Below are 13,423 nucleotides of genomic sequence, written 5' to 3' on the forward strand. Positions count from 1 at the left end.
TTCGAAAAATGGGACAAACCCATCCTGACCGACTCGGGCGGTTTCCAGGTCTGGTCTCTGGGCGAAATGCGCAAGATCACTGAAGAGGGTGTCCACTTTGCCAGCCCCGTCAACGGCGACAAACTGTTCATGTCGCCCGAGGTGAGCATGCAGATTCAGACGATTCTGAATTCGGACATCGTGATGCAGCTCGACGAGTGCACCCCTTACGAAACCAAGGGACACATCACCACCGAGGCCGAGGCGCGCAAGAGCATGGAGATGAGTCGCCGCTGGGCACTGCGCAGCAAGAATGAGTTTGAGCGCCTGGGCAACCCCAATGGACTGTTCGGCATTGTGCAAGGCGGCATGTTCGAGCACCTGCGCCAGGAATCGCTGGACGCGCTGGTGGAGATGGACTTTCCGGGCTACGCCGTGGGCGGCGTGAGTGTGGGCGAGCCCAAAGACCAGATGCTGCAAATCATGGCGCACACGCCGCACCGCCTGCCCGCCCACAAGCCGCGCTACCTGATGGGCGTGGGCACGCCCGAAGACCTGGTGCAAGGCGTGGCCGATGGCGTGGACATGTTTGACTGCGTCATGCCCACCCGCAACGCGCGCAACGGCACCGTGTTCACACGCTATGGTGACCTGAAACTTCGCAACGCCCGCCACAAAACCGACTCGCAGCCGCTGGACCCCAGCTGTACCTGCCATGCGTGTGCGGGCACTTCGGGCGTGTCTTGGGACCAGGGTGGGCGCGATGGCTTTTCACGCGCGTACCTGCACCACCTGGATCGTTGCGGCGAAATGCTCGGCCCGATGCTGACCACCATCCACAACCTGCACTATTACCTGAACCTGATGCGCGAGGTCCGCGAGTCGCTGGATGCGGGCACGTTTGCCCAGTTCCGCGCACAGTTCAAGAGCGACCGCGCACGCGGCGTTTAACGGCCGATCGTTTTACTTGGCCGCCTTCCTGGCGGCAGGCTTTTTGGCAGCGGCTTTTTTAGCCGCTGTTTTTTTGGTGGCTGCCTTGCGCGCAGGCTTGCTTGCCGCTGGTGACGGCTCTGCCGCAGCGGGCTCAGCGTTGGTATTGGCCTTCATGGCCTCGGCAGCCACATCTTTCATGGCGCTGGCCGCAATGTTCTGGAACTGCTGCGACAGCGAACCCCACCAGGCCATCGGGTCGACCATGGGTTTGTCATCCGCCTTGGCTTTGGTTTTGCGCGGTGGTTTTGCCTTGGGTTCTTCGGGTGCCGTTTCCTCGACCGCAGGTTCTGGCACGGGCTCTTGCACGGCACTGGCCTGGGCTGGCGCCGCCTCAGCCGCAGCAGGCTCAGGTTTGACCGCGAAAGCCTTGGCCAGGTCGGCCATGTTGACGTTCATGCCCTGCAAGGTGGCGAGCGTCATCTTCTGCACTTCCATCGCCTGAATCGTAGCCTTGAGCGTGGTCACGTTCTGCTCCAGCCAGAACTGGACTGCCTTGAGGTCAGTGATGCGTTTGTCCAACTCTTCCACACTCAGCGTCGGCGCCACCCACGAAGGCGCACCCCCCTGCTGGGCCTTGCCCGCTGATTGGGCCAGGTTTTGCAGAAAGTCGAAACCGGGGATGAACTTGCCAAAGCCAAAAGCCGATGCGTCACTCATGGTGTGCTCCTGATTGCTGTCGCCCACCATTAAACCAAACCGTTCTTGGCAGGAAACTGACAGTGCAGTCAGTGTTTGTGCTGCTTGCGCTCCGCAGCGCCATGCCCATGGCCATGGCCATGGCCATGGGCAGCATCGCCATCAACACGCAGCATGCCCTCGAAGGAAGCGAACCTCTTGAGCACATCTGCTGACAAACGCGCTTCTTGCGCTGCCACTTTAGCCGCCAGGCGTTTGGCAACCTCGGGGCTCATGCCTGTTTGCACAAGCGTATCGACTTGCTTGAGCCCGTCACCAGCACACACCGTGATAACCCATTGACCATGACGTTTTTGCAACAAGGCCCGGCCACCGCGTTTGTCCTGCAGCCAGCCTGCCACGGCAAACTCACCCTCCACCGAAACAGGCGCCACTTTGAGGGGCGCCTCCGGTTTGTCAAAAAGCTTCTTCATGGCGTGCTCAATGGCGTGGCTGTCGTTCGCTTGCGCGTGCGCAGCATGCCCATTTGTAGGCGATGCTTGAGCCACGGGGGCGGCCAAGACGGCGCTTATCAGGAGGGAGGCGAAAGAGAGGCGTTTTTTTATTTTTATAACTTGGTGAGTTATTGGAATTTCTTGGCAGCCTGCCGGGCCAGCGCAAATGAGGTTTCACGCATACCCGCGAACATATCGGTCAGAAAATCCCGAACGACACGTGGTGCTTTCTCGGGCGAACCAGCGTTGTAGGGTGGCTGAGGGTCGTATTCGAGGTAGAGCTGAATGGCTTTGGCATAGTCGGGGCTGCGCAGTTTGGCAGCCAGCGTCAGGCCAAAGTCGATGCCTGCGGTGACGCCGCCACCGGTGATGCGATTGCGGTCCACCACAATGCGTTTCTTGCTGGGAATAGCGCCCAATTCCTTGAGCACATCACGGGTGTCCCAATACGAGGTGGCTCGGTAACCGCGCAGCAAACCCGCCGCCCCCAAAATCAGGGAGCCCGTACAGACGCTGGTAACGTAACGGGCTTTGGCCCCTCTGTCACGCAAAAAGGCCAACACCTCCTCGTCGGCCATCATGCTGAAAGTGCCCGGCACACCGCCTGGAACAAACAGCACATCCAGCGTTTGCGGGCAGTTTTCAAATGTGGTGGTGGGCTGAACGGGAATCAGGGCCTGGGGCCCAGGAGATTCATTGCCCACAGGCTCGAGGTTCTTCCAGATCAAGTGGATTTCCTTGTTCATGAAAGACTCGAATACCGTCAGCGGCCCCACCAGGTCTTGCAGAAACATGCCTGGATACACCAGCAGACCAAAGGTGACCTTGGGTCCACCCATCAAATGCGCATATCGGGCCAGTACTTGCTGGTGATGAGCATCTGCGGTTTCCTTGGTGGCCTCTGGCTTGGCCTCAGCCGCATGAGCCTGTGCTTGTTGGAGGACTGTTGCAGCCGATCCCCAACTGGCCACCCAGCGGGCAAATTCTCTTCGTTTCATGGTATTCAGATGCCCGCATGCGGGCATCTCCTTTCAAAGTATCAGAACTTGGCCGTTACCCCAAGCACCAGTGCACGAGGCAGACCTGGAAGCACTTGACCGCCGCCAAAGTAGGCTGCTGGGGCGTAGTACTGCTTGTTAAGCAGGTTGCTGATGCTGGCGCTGTAGCGCAGATTGCCTTGACGATAACTGGCTTGTGCATCCCACAGTGACACGGCAGGCGTGACGAAGGAGTTGCTGTTGTCACCAGCCAGGTCGGAGCGGTGCCTCACTCCCAGGCCCAGGCCCAATCCTGCCCAATCACCCTTACGCACGTCGTAGCGAGCCGCCAGTCGCAGGGTTCTTTCAGGCACATTGAACAAGCGTTTGCCCACCAAAGCTGCATTGGTGTCTTCCTTGATCTCTGCGGTTTGCTGTGTATATGCCGCAATCCAGGTCAAAGAGGAGGTGGCTTGCCAGCGCACATCCAGGTCAAAGCCTTTCGCCTGTTGCAAACCGGTTTGCACCGAATAGCCCGGGTTGGCAGAGTCGGCCACTGCTGCATTTTTGCGCTGAATATCAAACAGTGCAGCTGTGGCGCTCAGACCGTTCCAGCCCTTGATGCGCAGGCCCAGCTCTTTTTGCTCGGCCTCTTCCATTTTGGGCGCAACGGTGAACAAGGAGCCAAAGGGTACGCGAGCCATTTGGCTGTAGCCAGCAAAGATCGACGTCACATCGTTGGCGTCCCAGACGGCCCCCAGGCGCGGCGTGATCTTGCTGTTGGTGCTCTTGTTGTTGATGAACCAGTCCGGATACAAGTCTTTCGCCTCGGTGCGGGTATGATGCAGGCTGCCGTGCAAACTCAAGTTACCTATTTTGATCTGGTCTTGCACATAGGCCACGGTCGATGTGCTGCTGTTTTGTTGCTGGTTGGCCGCTGCAGGCACGACAGGCTCAGACCAGGCGGGTCTGGCCGAAGTGGTCAGGTTGGTAGGTTGCGTACCATCGAGTGGGGAGAAGCCCCAGGGCGAGAGTGCTGGATTGGACCAGGCCATGAATCCGTCGTCGCGCGTCTTGTCCTGATCCAGACCCAAACTGAGTTGATGCCTGGCCATGCCTGTCTGAATGGTTGTGGCCAGGCTCACTTGCAAGGAGTCCGATTTCAAGCGTTCCCAAAGTCGCACACCGTACAAATTCATGGTGGTTCCCACAACACTGCCATAGGGGTAAGGAAACACGCCGCGCTCGTCCAGCTCGACCTTGTTTTGTGCTGCCAGGACCTTGAGCGACCAATCGTCGCTCAACACCTGCGTCCATTGAATGTTCAGACCTTGCGATTTGTGTGTGGTGTCGGGCAAACCTGTGGCAGTGACCAGGGTGTTGCGTGGCAAGTTGGCTGTTGGCTCATTGGCTGTGGCGCTGGCGCGGGGCAGGCCTGAGTAGTCGAGCGTGGTGTTGTCGAGCATGTGCGCCTTGACCACGACTTTGGTCTTGGCATCCGGGACCCAGGACAGGCTAGGGTTGATTGCCGTCTTGCGGAAAAAAACACTTTGCGTTTCGCTGTCTGATCGGTCGCTTTCGCCGTTGATACGGAAAGCCCAGACCTCGTTGAGGGGCTGGTTCAAATCGAAATGGACATTGCGCCGGCCGTAGTTACCCACCTTGACGCCCATCTCACGCGTAGCCTTGGCTTCAGGATCTTTGGTCGTCACAGCAATCGTGCCGCCCACAGTGGAATAGTTGCCAGTGGCCTGACCGCTGCCATACAAGCCGCCTGCTGGGCCTTTGATCACATCCATTTGCTGGACACCAACCAGACTCTCCTGGTTTTGGAACCAGCCTGGCACCGAGACACCATCAACCACCATGGCTGCGTTGAACCCCCGAATTTTGAAGCCCACGATATTGCTGTCGCGTGAGTCGATTTCGTTGACGTTGCTCACATTGCGCAAGGCGTCTGAAACGGTCTTGCTGCCCTGGTCTTCAATGACAGAGCGCGGCAAGCTGACGATGGATTGGGGGACCTCTTCCACGGGCACAGAAGACCGTGTGGCAGTTAGCGTGGGGGCCGCTTGATAGCGATCCCTGTCAGCGGTGATCTCGATGGTGTGGGTTTGGGCTTGCGCCCAGGCTGCGCAGCAGGCCAAAACAGCCAGGGCGACGGGTGAGCGACGAGAGATATGAAAGTTCATGGGAAGTCATTTGTTTGAATAGATGCAGATCGCCCTGCAGCGTGAGCTGCAGGACAAAGACAACGCGCTCAGTTGACAGGGTCAGCCTGGCGATGTTTCAAACAAATGAAGGAGGCCCCCTTGAGGGCAAGGGCGGTGCCGTGCGCGAAGCCAGCACAGCTGCAGGCACACGCTGTGCTAGGTAAGCACATGCGTCCTGCACGTGCACCCGCACGCCAGCTGCACTGGGTGGCAACGCCGGAGTGGCATGCGCACACAAAGGGCGGTCCATGGCGGTGCGCACCTTGGCATCACTGCCATCGTCACTGACCACCACCTTCATGCCGCCCATGCCAGAGCACACCACGTCCATGGTTTTGGGCTGCAAGGTAGCTGCCAGCACCGAAACACCCACAAACAGCACATACCAAACCAGCACAAGGCGGGCCATGCGGCGTGACAGACAAAAACAACTCATGACCATCTGAACGGAATTAGGTGCCGTAGCGGTGAACTCACCAGCTCAATGTGAGCGTGTTGGGCTTGTACAGGTAGATACTGCCCGTGGCGGGCGTGCTCAGCGTGATGCCTGGCAACAGATCATCTTTGGAAACACTGTTCTCATGCATGAACATTGGGGCCACCAGAATGACCGCTCCGTTGTCCAGCAGGTTTTCAATCAGCTCCTGTTGTTTGCCATATTGCTTGCTGTATGCACGTGAGACCAATCGGGTTGCCTCACTGTTAATGAAGACTGTTACAGGGTGTCCTTGTTCCAGTTGACGAGTGCCAAAGGTCAACGCCATGCTGGCACGATGCCCATCGCTGGCCAAATTGATAAAAAGTGGCGCCTTGTTTTGTGCCCAAACCGACCCCATGAGGGCAATGCTTAAAAACACGCAAGCGAAAAATTTTTTGTTCATTGGATTAGCAATGGTTATCAGCGTTTAGCTGTGGGTTGAGAGGACCACGGGTCAGCGTGGCGCGGGTTTTGAATAAAGGTTTTGTCGGTCAGGCTGTTCAAAAAAGCCACCAGATCGGCAACCTCCTGATCACTGACTTCGAAGCCCGCAATCAGCGAGCTGCGCATGGGGCTGGGGCCGTTAGGGCCCAGGCCTGCGCGCCCGGCTTGGGCATAGTGTTCGCGGATCACGGCTTCGAGGGTGGGGATCGAGCCGTCGTGCATGTAGGGCGCAGTCAGGGCGATGTTGCGCAGCGTGGGGGTGCGGAACTTGCCTTCGTCGTCCGGGTCACCAGTGAACTCTGCAATCCCGGGGTTGTTGGCGGGGTAGGCGCCGCGCCCGTCCCGGTTGTACAGGCCGGTGTTGTGAAAGCCCTTTTCGGCCAGCGGCAGTTTGCTGTGCTGGATGTTGTCGGTGAAATTGAAGCCACCATGGCAGTGGTAACACTCCATCTTTTCGCCAAAAAACAGCGCTTCGCCGCGCAGGGCTGAAGGCGACAGGGCCTGCGTTTGCCCACCGTATTTGTAGCGGTCGTAAGGGCTGTCAAAAGACAACAGGCTGCGCTGGAAGCTGGCAATCGCTTTGGTCAGCGTGCTCAGCGAATACAGGGCGTCTTTGCCTCGGCTTGCCTCGTCCGGAAACGCCTGGGCAAACAAACGCTGGTACACCGGGTCGGCTTGCAAGCGGGCAAACAGCACTTGCTCTTTGCCCGCCATGCCCATTTCGACCGGGTGCTCGCCAAAGATCGGCACCAGAGCCTGTACCTCCAACGCCGTCAGGTTGGGGTTGGCCCAGGTCAACACCGGCAAATAAGCCAGGTTGACCAGAGACATGGCGCTGCGCGTGCCCTTTTGCCCGGTGATGCCCTCGGCCACCGACAGCCCATCGGTAAACGCTTTGTCTTGCTGGTGGCAAGTGGCGCATGACATGCTGTTGTCGGCCGACAGGCGCTTGTCGTAGAACAAGTGCCTGCCCAGTTCGACTTTTTCCGTCGTCATGGGGTTGTCGGCAGGGACTGTGGGACGCGGCACCCAGCCGGGCAAAGCCCAAACGAAAAGCCCCATTGAATTGCCACCCAGCAAGCAGCAAGCCAAGGTGGCACAGGCCAGGACAACAGCGGTACGGCGCATCTTCAACGCCAATCAGCGAGCGCTGATCAGTGTCTGGGGTTGGGCCGCAGCGACGCCTTCATAGCTCAGACCCAGTGCATGCATGACTGGCGGGCAATCAGCGTCTTTCAAGAAACTCATGCAACCCGGCGATGTGCCTTTGGCATTCACGTCCACATTGGCGCGAGCGAGCACTTTGCCCATGTCCACGACCACTGTGCCTTTTGAAGCGTCGAATGCATCCAGACGAACGGTGACACGGTTGGGGTTCTGGCAGGCTTGTGGCGCGGTGGTTTTACTGGCGCTGGCACACACGGTACTGCCCAAATGCACCGAGTAACGCGTTAAAGGACCCATGGCCGTGGCTGCGGCAGGCTTGGACTCGCTGATGCCACTGCTGCTGGTGTCAAACTTGATGAACTTGTACCCACCTTGCCAATTCCAGAACATGGCTGTCGAGTTCAGCGGCGAGGGGGCCACGGTCGGGTCTTGGTGGTTCAAGGCGAAAGGCACGCCCACCGTCAGCTCCACACCGGTGTAATCGCCCGCCGGCACGGTGCCGCGCACGCTGGTGTTGGTCGGGGCGGTGCCGTTGCGGCAGGGGCCGGCGCCGTTTTCAAAGTCCAGCAGAGCCACGTTTTGGTACTGCCAGATGCCGTCTTGCGTCAGTTGCACTGGAACGGTGCTGCCATCTTTGCGCACCAGCTTCACCTCGCTCACATACAGGCGAAAGTCGCTGGGCGTGATGGTGCTTTTGGTAGTACCTACATTGCCGTAGCTCTGGCCACAGGCAAAAGGCTGGCCATTGATTTCACCCGCAAATTGGAGGTTGATGTTTTTGGGCGCGTTGGCTTGGGGCAGCGCCGTGCATGCGGCCAGGCTGGCACAGGCCAGGGCGAAGGAAAGAATCAGTTTCATCACAGTCTCCAAAGTAAAAATCAATGTTGATGCGCGGCGGCGCCGCGCGGTTGCTGCACCCAGATCTGCACGGTGCGTTCACCGGCTTTTTCAAAGCGAAGGGTCAGGTCAAAGCGGTCGCCGTCCTTGAGCGGGGCTTTGAGGCCTTCGAGCATCAGGTGGTAGCCGTTGGTTTGGGCGTGGCCCATTTTTGTTTCGCTGCGTGCGGGCAGCTCAATGGCTGGGACTTCGCGCATGCGCATGACGTTGCCATCCATGTTCATGGTGTGCAGGCCCACACGCGCCGCTACAGGTGAGCTCGCACTTAACAATCGGTCTGGCGTTTTGCCGGTATTGCGCAAGCTGCGGAAATACACCGCGCCTGTGTTCGCTTGGCTGGGCGTGGCGTAGGGGTGCACCATGACGATGTCACCCACGCTGGCCTGGTGGGCCTGCACAGTGGCAGTCGCCACCATCCACATGAACAGCCCGCCCAGCACAAAACCCACGCCAAAACGTGTACTTTGCAAAGCGAGCCACACCCGAGGCAGCAGGTTTTGAAGCGCGCGCATCATGCTGCCAACGCCAAAGGAACACCTGCGCGCCGAACCCATTGGGTTTGCTTGCGGCTCGTAGCAGCACCCGCCAGCTTGATGGACGCCTTGGGTTTGCGCGGCATCAGGTGGTTGAGTTCGCGGCATACGGTTTCAAAGGCCGAGTCCACAATTTGCGCCATCTCGCGCAGGGTGGGCAATTCGTCGCGCTGCACCACGCGCACGCGGCCTTGCTGGTCTTTGCCCAACACGGTCAACAAGTACGCCAGGCGTTGCTGGATGGGGCCGCTGCGCAGGCGCACCATGTCCAGGGTTTGGCGTTGTTGCTGCAAAAAGCCTTTGGCCATGGTGGCGTAGTGGCTGAGCTCGCCTGTGATTTCCAGGGGCTCCACCTTCGCCGCCACCAACGCGGTGGCTGTGTAGGCTTGCGGCTGGGTACACAGGGCTTCGACACCAATCAGATCGCCGGGCAAGGCAAGCTGAACGAGCATGGTGCCGTCCTGACCCGGGCGCTCCAGGCGCAGCACGCCAGTGCTGACACGCCAGACAGCGCCGTGCTGTCCAGCCTCAACAAGGGTTTGGCCGCTTTCAAGGGTCCGCAGCGGCTGTGCGGCATTGTGGGTTTTCATTGTTCACTCCTGACAGGTCATGCGCTTGCAGCACGCAAGCGCAAAAACGCGAGGGCAAGCGCCCGCGCGGCGAAAACAGGTCAGGACAGCGCCGGAGGCGCACGCGACTGCACTGCCCACGGGCGTGCAGCACTGAAAACAATGGAATTGAGGGAGAAATAAACCGGCGGGCCTTGTGGCAAGCCCTGCCAGACAAACGGCTCGGGCGGCGGCGCCAGGCGGTCGGCCATCAAGATGCACAAGGGGCAGTGATCCACGACCACATGGTCAGGGGTGCTTTGATCCTGGCCCTGCACCGCCACTTTTTGCATGCCTTGTGTGGTGCACACCTCCATCCACGTGAACGCAGTCGCGCCCAAGCTGGCGGCGCGGGCGCGCGAGACCGTGGGGGCCAAAGCCCCCAACAGCATCACAGCCAGCAACCACCAGCCTAGCTGGCGACGCAGACGCGAGGTGAGCACCATGTCAGGCGAACAAACTCAGCAGATCAGTGCTTGTGCTCGCCGTGGTTGTGGCCACCCATGGGTTTGTCTTTGCCCATGGCGGGCTTGGCCATGACGCGGGCGGGCGCTTTGACTTCGATGTTCTGGCGCTTGCCGTCCTTGCCCTCGACCACCAGGGTCACAGGCACCATGTCGCCGTCTTTGACCTGGGCTTTGAGGTCCATCAGCATGACGTGGTAACCACCGGGCTTGAGCTCGACAGCCTTGCCAGCCGGCAGGGCCAGGAAGGGAACAGGACGCATTTTCATGACCCCGTTGTCCATGGCCATTTCGTGCACTTCAGTCACGCCGGCCACAGGCGATTGAGCTGACACCAACTTGGCGTCTTGCGCGGATTGCAGTTGCATGAAGGCACCAGTGGCTTTTTGTTGTGCCACGGTGGCGCGGACCCAGGCGTCCTTGACGCTCACTTGGGCGTGAGCCAAGCTAGCCACCAAAGACAAAGACAGAACGGAAAGCGCTTTTTTCATGGAGGAACTCCTGGTTAAAAAAACATGGATTGAGGATCAGACCTCGGGATAGATAAACCTGATACGTACGCGCGCGTTACTGCAAGAGCAATAACACCCGTACCGAAAAGGGAAAAATCAGCCGCGCGGAGGTGCGCGGGCTTGCCAGGGTTGGCCAATCAGGCTTTGCAGCCTGGCCGACTCCAGCGGATGCAGGGCGTAAGAAAGCCCTGTTTGAGCGGCGGGCAAGGTCAGCGCCGCAGCAGGCGGCGCGGACAGGGGCAAACACAAGGGGCAGTGCATGCCGGTGGTCTGGTCAGACGGCGTGCCGTCGTCGGCCACCACGACGATGTGCGTGCCCGCCGCGGCAGAGCACACCACTTCGAGCGAAACGGGCTTGACCAAGGGCGAAGCCACCGCAATACCCACGAACAGCACCATCCACGCCAGAACAAGGCGTGCCAGAAAACGGGCGTTGCGAAGGGTTTGCATGCCGTGATTATGACAGCTGCCGCGTCAGACGTGAACCCAGGCCCACCACAGCCCCTACCGCCCAGAACACCGCCGTTGCACCCACCAGCGCACCCAAAGAGCCAAAAGCCAGCGGCATGATGACGCTGGAGGCGTAAATGGTCATGATGCGCAGGCCCAACGCCTCGCCCTGGCGCTCGCGCGGGGTGACCTGGTGCAGGGTAGTCATGATCATGGGCTGCACCGAGCCCAGCGACATGCCCAACAGCGTGGACAACACGCCCATCATCCAGGCCCCGCTGGAGAAGGGGTAGAGGACAAAGAGCACGCCCGTCATCACCATGGCGATGGCCACCGCCTGCATTTCCCGCACATGGCGTGCCACCCAGGGCATGGTCAGGCGAATGGCGGTGGCCGCCAGGGCAAACGCGCCCAAAATCGTGCCAATGGCCGATGCGCTCAGGCCCAGCTCGTGTCCGAGCAAGGGCACCATGAAGGCGTGCACATCCCAGCACGAGGACAGCATCCAGTTGATCAGCAACAGCCGGCGCAGCGGTGCATTGCGCAACAGCTCGAACGAAGAGCCCTTGGGCGTACCGGAAGCCCCTTCACCTTCGTGCTGCGCACGCCGGTCCTGGAGGCGATACACCGCCCAGGCCGACACTGGCGGCACCAAAGACAGCAGCATGAAGGCCGGGCCAAAGTCCACGGCGTCAATGAGCAGCCCGGTAAAAAACGGGCCTGCAAAGTTAGCCAGCGTGGGCGCAATGGCCATCCAGCTGAAAATTTGTCGAATGTCGCCCTGGTCGTGGCTCAGGCGCCCGGCGTGGCGCTGCACCGCAATCATGACCGTGCCCGAGGCTGAGCCACTGAGCACCGCCGTCACGCACAACATCTCAAACACCGGCCACACGCCCGCCGCCAACACACTGAGCGACGATGCCACCACCGCCACAAAAATTGGCAAGCGCGAACCGTGTTTGTCCGTCAAACGCCCCACCGGCAAGGCCAGAAACACCTGCGCAAGGGCAAATAGCGCCAGCAACACGCCCACGCTCATGGCGCTGTAACCGAGCTTGAGCGCCAGCAAAGGCGCGGCCATGCGCACGCCGGACATAGTGGCATGCAGACACAACTGCGCCACAATCAGGCGCAGCACAACCGGGCGGAACTCAAGCCGCATGAATCACAAAGCGGGAAGGCATGCCCGCATTGTCCCAAAAAGCACGCCAGCTGCAGCGCAGGTGTACTAAGCTTGCGTCCTTGATCAGGAGAACCCCATGCTCACCCTCTGCGGCTTCGGCGTCAGCAACTACTACAACAAAGTCAAATTCGCCCTGCTTGAAAAAGGCATCGCGTTTGAAGAGTCCACCACCTATGTGGGCGAGACCGACCCGGCTTGTTCGCCACTTGGGAAAGTGCCTTACCTGCTCACGCCGCAGGGGCCTTTGAGCGAGTCTGCCGTCATCGTCGAATACCTCGAACAATTGCAACCTCAACCCGCCTTGCTGCCCAGCGATGCTTATGCTGCAGCCAAGGTGCGTGAAATCAGCACCTACATTGAACTGCACCTCGAACTTGAAGCGCGCAAGCTCTACCCCCAGGCCTTTTTTGGCGGCAAGGTCTCGCAAGACGTGATCGACCGCACCGCCAAAGCGCTGCGCAAACACATTGCAGCCTTCAGCACCCTGTCCAAGTTTTCACCCTATGTAGCAGGCGACACCTTCACCCTGGCCGACTGCGCCGCGGCGGTGCACCTGCCCGTTATCAGCATGGCCACGCGCCAGATGTATGGCGAAGACTTTTTGCAGGACCTGCCACTCAAGGCGTACTTGGCCACCCTTGCCGAACGGCCAGCCATGCAGCGCGTGAACGCCGATCGCAAAGCTGCCAACCAAGCCTTCATGGAACGACTTGCGCAACGCAAATAAGGTTTCAGCCATGAGCAATCTCACTTTTGATCAGTTCAAAAACACCAAGCTAACCCAGGGTTTTGACGAAGTCTTGCTGCGCGAATGGGCGCCTGGCTTTGCCAACGACCTACACACACACCCTTTCGACACCGAGGCACTGGTGGCTCAGGGCGAGTTCTGGCTCACGGTGGATGGCCACACCACTCATTACCCCACGGGCAGCACTTTTGCCCTCGCACGCGGCGTTTTGCACGCCGAGCGCTATGGCGCCCAAGGCGCGGTGTTTTGGGCAGCGCGAAAGAACTGAGTCAATGCGTACTATATTTGCCTTGTTGCTTTTGGCCGCTTGCACGCTGGCCCAAGCCGCCCAGGTCCAGGTAGCCGTAGCGTCCAACTTTGCGGCGCCCATGGAAAAGATTGCTGCCGCCTTCGAAAAAGATACCGGCCACCAAGCTGTCCTGGTGCTGGGCTCGACCGGCAAACTGGCCACGCAAGTGCGCCATGGCGCGCCGTTTGATGTACTGCTGGCTGCAGATGACAAAACACCGGCCAAGTTGGTGGACGAGGGCTTGGCCGTGGCCGCTTCTCGTTTCACGTACGCAGTAGGACAGTTGGTACTTTGGAGTGCCCAGCCCGGCGGTGTGGACGCGCACAGCGCGGGGTTGTCGGGCCTTCCGGCGGGCCAG

The 13,423-nt window shown here is 59.7% G+C and carries 18 protein-coding genes; 4 read left to right on the plus strand and 14 right to left on the minus strand.

All coding sequences use genetic code 11. The features are described 5' to 3' along the window. The coding region (tgt, locus tag AAFM15_RS05390) for a tRNA guanosine(34) transglycosylase Tgt (protein WP_341685683.1) at positions 1–930 on the plus strand (930 nt) is incomplete at its 5' end. Between the two features lie 12 nt (positions 931–942). On the opposite strand, the gene AAFM15_RS05395 is transcribed toward tgt, so the two are convergent. The 14 genes from AAFM15_RS05395 to AAFM15_RS05460 all read right to left on the minus strand — a co-directional run bounded on the left by AAFM15_RS05395 (position 943) and on the right by AAFM15_RS05460 (position 12,007). Then, positions 943–1,629, minus strand: coding sequence for a PhaM family polyhydroxyalkanoate granule multifunctional regulatory protein (locus AAFM15_RS05395; protein WP_341685684.1), 687 nt, complete (start codon positions 1,627–1,629; stop codon positions 943–945). 68 nt (positions 1,630–1,697) lie between these two features. After that, positions 1,698–2,156 carry a copper uptake system-associated protein gene (locus AAFM15_RS05400; protein ID WP_341685775.1) on the minus strand — a complete coding sequence of 153 codons (459 nt, stop codon included), beginning with the start codon at positions 2,154–2,156 and terminating at the stop codon, positions 1,698–1,700. A gap of 74 nt (positions 2,157–2,230) precedes the next feature. Then, positions 2,231–3,100, minus strand: coding sequence for a DJ-1/PfpI family protein (locus tag AAFM15_RS05405; protein WP_341685685.1), 870 nt, complete (start codon positions 3,098–3,100; stop codon positions 2,231–2,233). A 41-nt stretch (positions 3,101–3,141) separates the two neighbouring features. After that, positions 3,142–5,271 carry a TonB-dependent siderophore receptor gene (locus tag AAFM15_RS05410; RefSeq protein WP_341685686.1) on the minus strand — a complete coding sequence of 710 codons (2,130 nt, stop codon included), beginning with the start codon at positions 5,269–5,271 and terminating at the stop codon, positions 3,142–3,144. A 97-nt stretch (positions 5,272–5,368) separates the two neighbouring features. Beyond that, entirely contained in the window at positions 5,369–5,728 is a 360-nt protein-coding gene (locus AAFM15_RS05415; protein ID WP_341685687.1) for a DUF2946 family protein, read from the minus strand. A gap of 37 nt (positions 5,729–5,765) precedes the next feature. Further along, positions 5,766–6,173: a hypothetical protein gene (locus tag AAFM15_RS05420; RefSeq protein ID WP_341685688.1), complete on the minus strand. Its 408-nt coding sequence runs from the start codon at positions 6,171–6,173 to the stop codon at positions 5,766–5,768. 17 nt (positions 6,174–6,190) lie between these two features. After that, the gene (locus AAFM15_RS05425) at positions 6,191–7,342 is read right to left on the minus strand and encodes an MbnH family di-heme enzyme (protein WP_341685689.1); all 1,152 of its coding nucleotides are present in this window, start codon (positions 7,340–7,342) and stop codon (positions 6,191–6,193) included. 12 nt (positions 7,343–7,354) lie between these two features. Then, on the minus strand, positions 7,355–8,239 hold the full coding sequence (locus tag AAFM15_RS05430; RefSeq protein ID WP_341685690.1) for an MbnP family copper-binding protein: 885 nt from the start codon (positions 8,237–8,239) through the stop codon (positions 7,355–7,357). 20 nt (positions 8,240–8,259) lie between these two features. After that, positions 8,260–8,793, minus strand: a complete 534-nt coding sequence (locus AAFM15_RS05435) for a copper chaperone PCu(A)C (protein ID WP_341685691.1) — start codon at positions 8,791–8,793, stop codon at positions 8,260–8,262. Next, on the minus strand, positions 8,790–9,401 hold the full coding sequence (locus tag AAFM15_RS05440) for a cyclic nucleotide-binding domain-containing protein (protein WP_341685692.1): 612 nt from the start codon (positions 9,399–9,401) through the stop codon (positions 8,790–8,792). The genes AAFM15_RS05435 and AAFM15_RS05440 overlap by 4 nt, the downstream gene beginning before the upstream one ends. An 80-nt stretch (positions 9,402–9,481) precedes the next feature. Beyond that, positions 9,482–9,865, minus strand: coding sequence for a DUF2946 domain-containing protein (locus AAFM15_RS05445; RefSeq protein WP_341685693.1), 384 nt, complete (start codon positions 9,863–9,865; stop codon positions 9,482–9,484). A gap of 23 nt (positions 9,866–9,888) precedes the next feature. After that, positions 9,889–10,374: a copper chaperone PCu(A)C gene (locus AAFM15_RS05450; protein WP_341685694.1), complete on the minus strand. Its 486-nt coding sequence runs from the start codon at positions 10,372–10,374 to the stop codon at positions 9,889–9,891. 117 nt (positions 10,375–10,491) lie between these two features. Continuing rightward, positions 10,492–10,845 (minus strand): DUF2946 family protein, encoded by a 354-nt coding sequence (locus tag AAFM15_RS05455; RefSeq protein WP_341685695.1) that lies wholly within the window; start codon positions 10,843–10,845, stop codon positions 10,492–10,494. A 7-nt stretch (positions 10,846–10,852) separates the two neighbouring features. After that, positions 10,853–12,007, minus strand: coding sequence for an MFS transporter (locus AAFM15_RS05460; protein WP_341685696.1), 1,155 nt, complete (start codon positions 12,005–12,007; stop codon positions 10,853–10,855). A 97-nt stretch (positions 12,008–12,104) separates the two neighbouring features. Here AAFM15_RS05460 and AAFM15_RS05465 point away from each other — a divergent pair, with 97 nt between their 5' ends. The 3 genes from AAFM15_RS05465 to modA all read left to right on the plus strand — a co-directional run. Next, positions 12,105–12,755, plus strand: a complete 651-nt coding sequence (locus tag AAFM15_RS05465) for a glutathione S-transferase (protein ID WP_341685697.1) — start codon at positions 12,105–12,107, stop codon at positions 12,753–12,755. Between the two features lie 10 nt (positions 12,756–12,765). After that, positions 12,766–13,044, plus strand: coding sequence for an AraC family transcriptional regulator (locus tag AAFM15_RS05470; protein WP_341685698.1), 279 nt, complete (start codon positions 12,766–12,768; stop codon positions 13,042–13,044). Positions 13,045–13,048: 4 nt separating this feature from the next. Next, positions 13,049–13,423, plus strand: a 375-nt coding sequence (gene modA / locus AAFM15_RS05475) for a molybdate ABC transporter substrate-binding protein (RefSeq protein WP_341685699.1), incomplete at its 3' end; no start/stop codon positions are given.

It is taken from the genome of Limnohabitans sp. (genome assembly GCF_038134685.1).
Taxonomy (GTDB): domain Bacteria; phylum Pseudomonadota; class Gammaproteobacteria; order Burkholderiales; family Burkholderiaceae_C; genus Limnohabitans_A.

What these genes read in the sequence shown, in the direction of transcription:
- AAFM15_RS05395 (WP_341685684.1), bottom strand. Translation starts at nt 1,629, where the DNA reads ATGAGTGACGCATCGGCTTTTGGCTTTGGCAAGTTCATCCCCGGTTTC.
- AAFM15_RS05405 (WP_341685685.1), bottom strand. Translation starts at nt 3,100, where the DNA reads ATGAAACGAAGAGAATTTGCCCGCTGGGTGGCCAGTTGGGGATCGGCT.
- AAFM15_RS05410 (WP_341685686.1), bottom strand. Translation starts at nt 5,271, where the DNA reads ATGAACTTTCATATCTCTCGTCGCTCACCCGTCGCCCTGGCTGTTTTG.
- AAFM15_RS05415 (WP_341685687.1), bottom strand. Translation starts at nt 5,728, where the DNA reads ATGAGTTGTTTTTGTCTGTCACGCCGCATGGCCCGCCTTGTGCTGGTT.
- AAFM15_RS05420 (WP_341685688.1), bottom strand. Translation starts at nt 6,173, where the DNA reads ATGAACAAAAAATTTTTCGCTTGCGTGTTTTTAAGCATTGCCCTCATG.
- AAFM15_RS05425 (WP_341685689.1), bottom strand. Translation starts at nt 7,342, where the DNA reads ATGCGCCGTACCGCTGTTGTCCTGGCCTGTGCCACCTTGGCTTGCTGC.
- AAFM15_RS05430 (WP_341685690.1), bottom strand. Translation starts at nt 8,239, where the DNA reads ATGAAACTGATTCTTTCCTTCGCCCTGGCCTGTGCCAGCCTGGCCGCA.
- AAFM15_RS05435 (WP_341685691.1), bottom strand. Translation starts at nt 8,793, where the DNA reads ATGATGCGCGCGCTTCAAAACCTGCTGCCTCGGGTGTGGCTCGCTTTG.
- AAFM15_RS05440 (WP_341685692.1), bottom strand. Translation starts at nt 9,401, where the DNA reads ATGAAAACCCACAATGCCGCACAGCCGCTGCGGACCCTTGAAAGCGGC.
- AAFM15_RS05445 (WP_341685693.1), bottom strand. Translation starts at nt 9,865, where the DNA reads ATGGTGCTCACCTCGCGTCTGCGTCGCCAGCTAGGCTGGTGGTTGCTG.
- AAFM15_RS05450 (WP_341685694.1), bottom strand. Translation starts at nt 10,374, where the DNA reads ATGAAAAAAGCGCTTTCCGTTCTGTCTTTGTCTTTGGTGGCTAGCTTG.
- AAFM15_RS05455 (WP_341685695.1), bottom strand. Translation starts at nt 10,845, where the DNA reads ATGCAAACCCTTCGCAACGCCCGTTTTCTGGCACGCCTTGTTCTGGCG.
- AAFM15_RS05460 (WP_341685696.1), bottom strand. Translation starts at nt 12,007, where the DNA reads ATGCGGCTTGAGTTCCGCCCGGTTGTGCTGCGCCTGATTGTGGCGCAG.
- AAFM15_RS05465 (WP_341685697.1), top strand. Translation starts at nt 12,105, where the DNA reads ATGCTCACCCTCTGCGGCTTCGGCGTCAGCAACTACTACAACAAAGTC.
- AAFM15_RS05470 (WP_341685698.1), top strand. Translation starts at nt 12,766, where the DNA reads ATGAGCAATCTCACTTTTGATCAGTTCAAAAACACCAAGCTAACCCAG.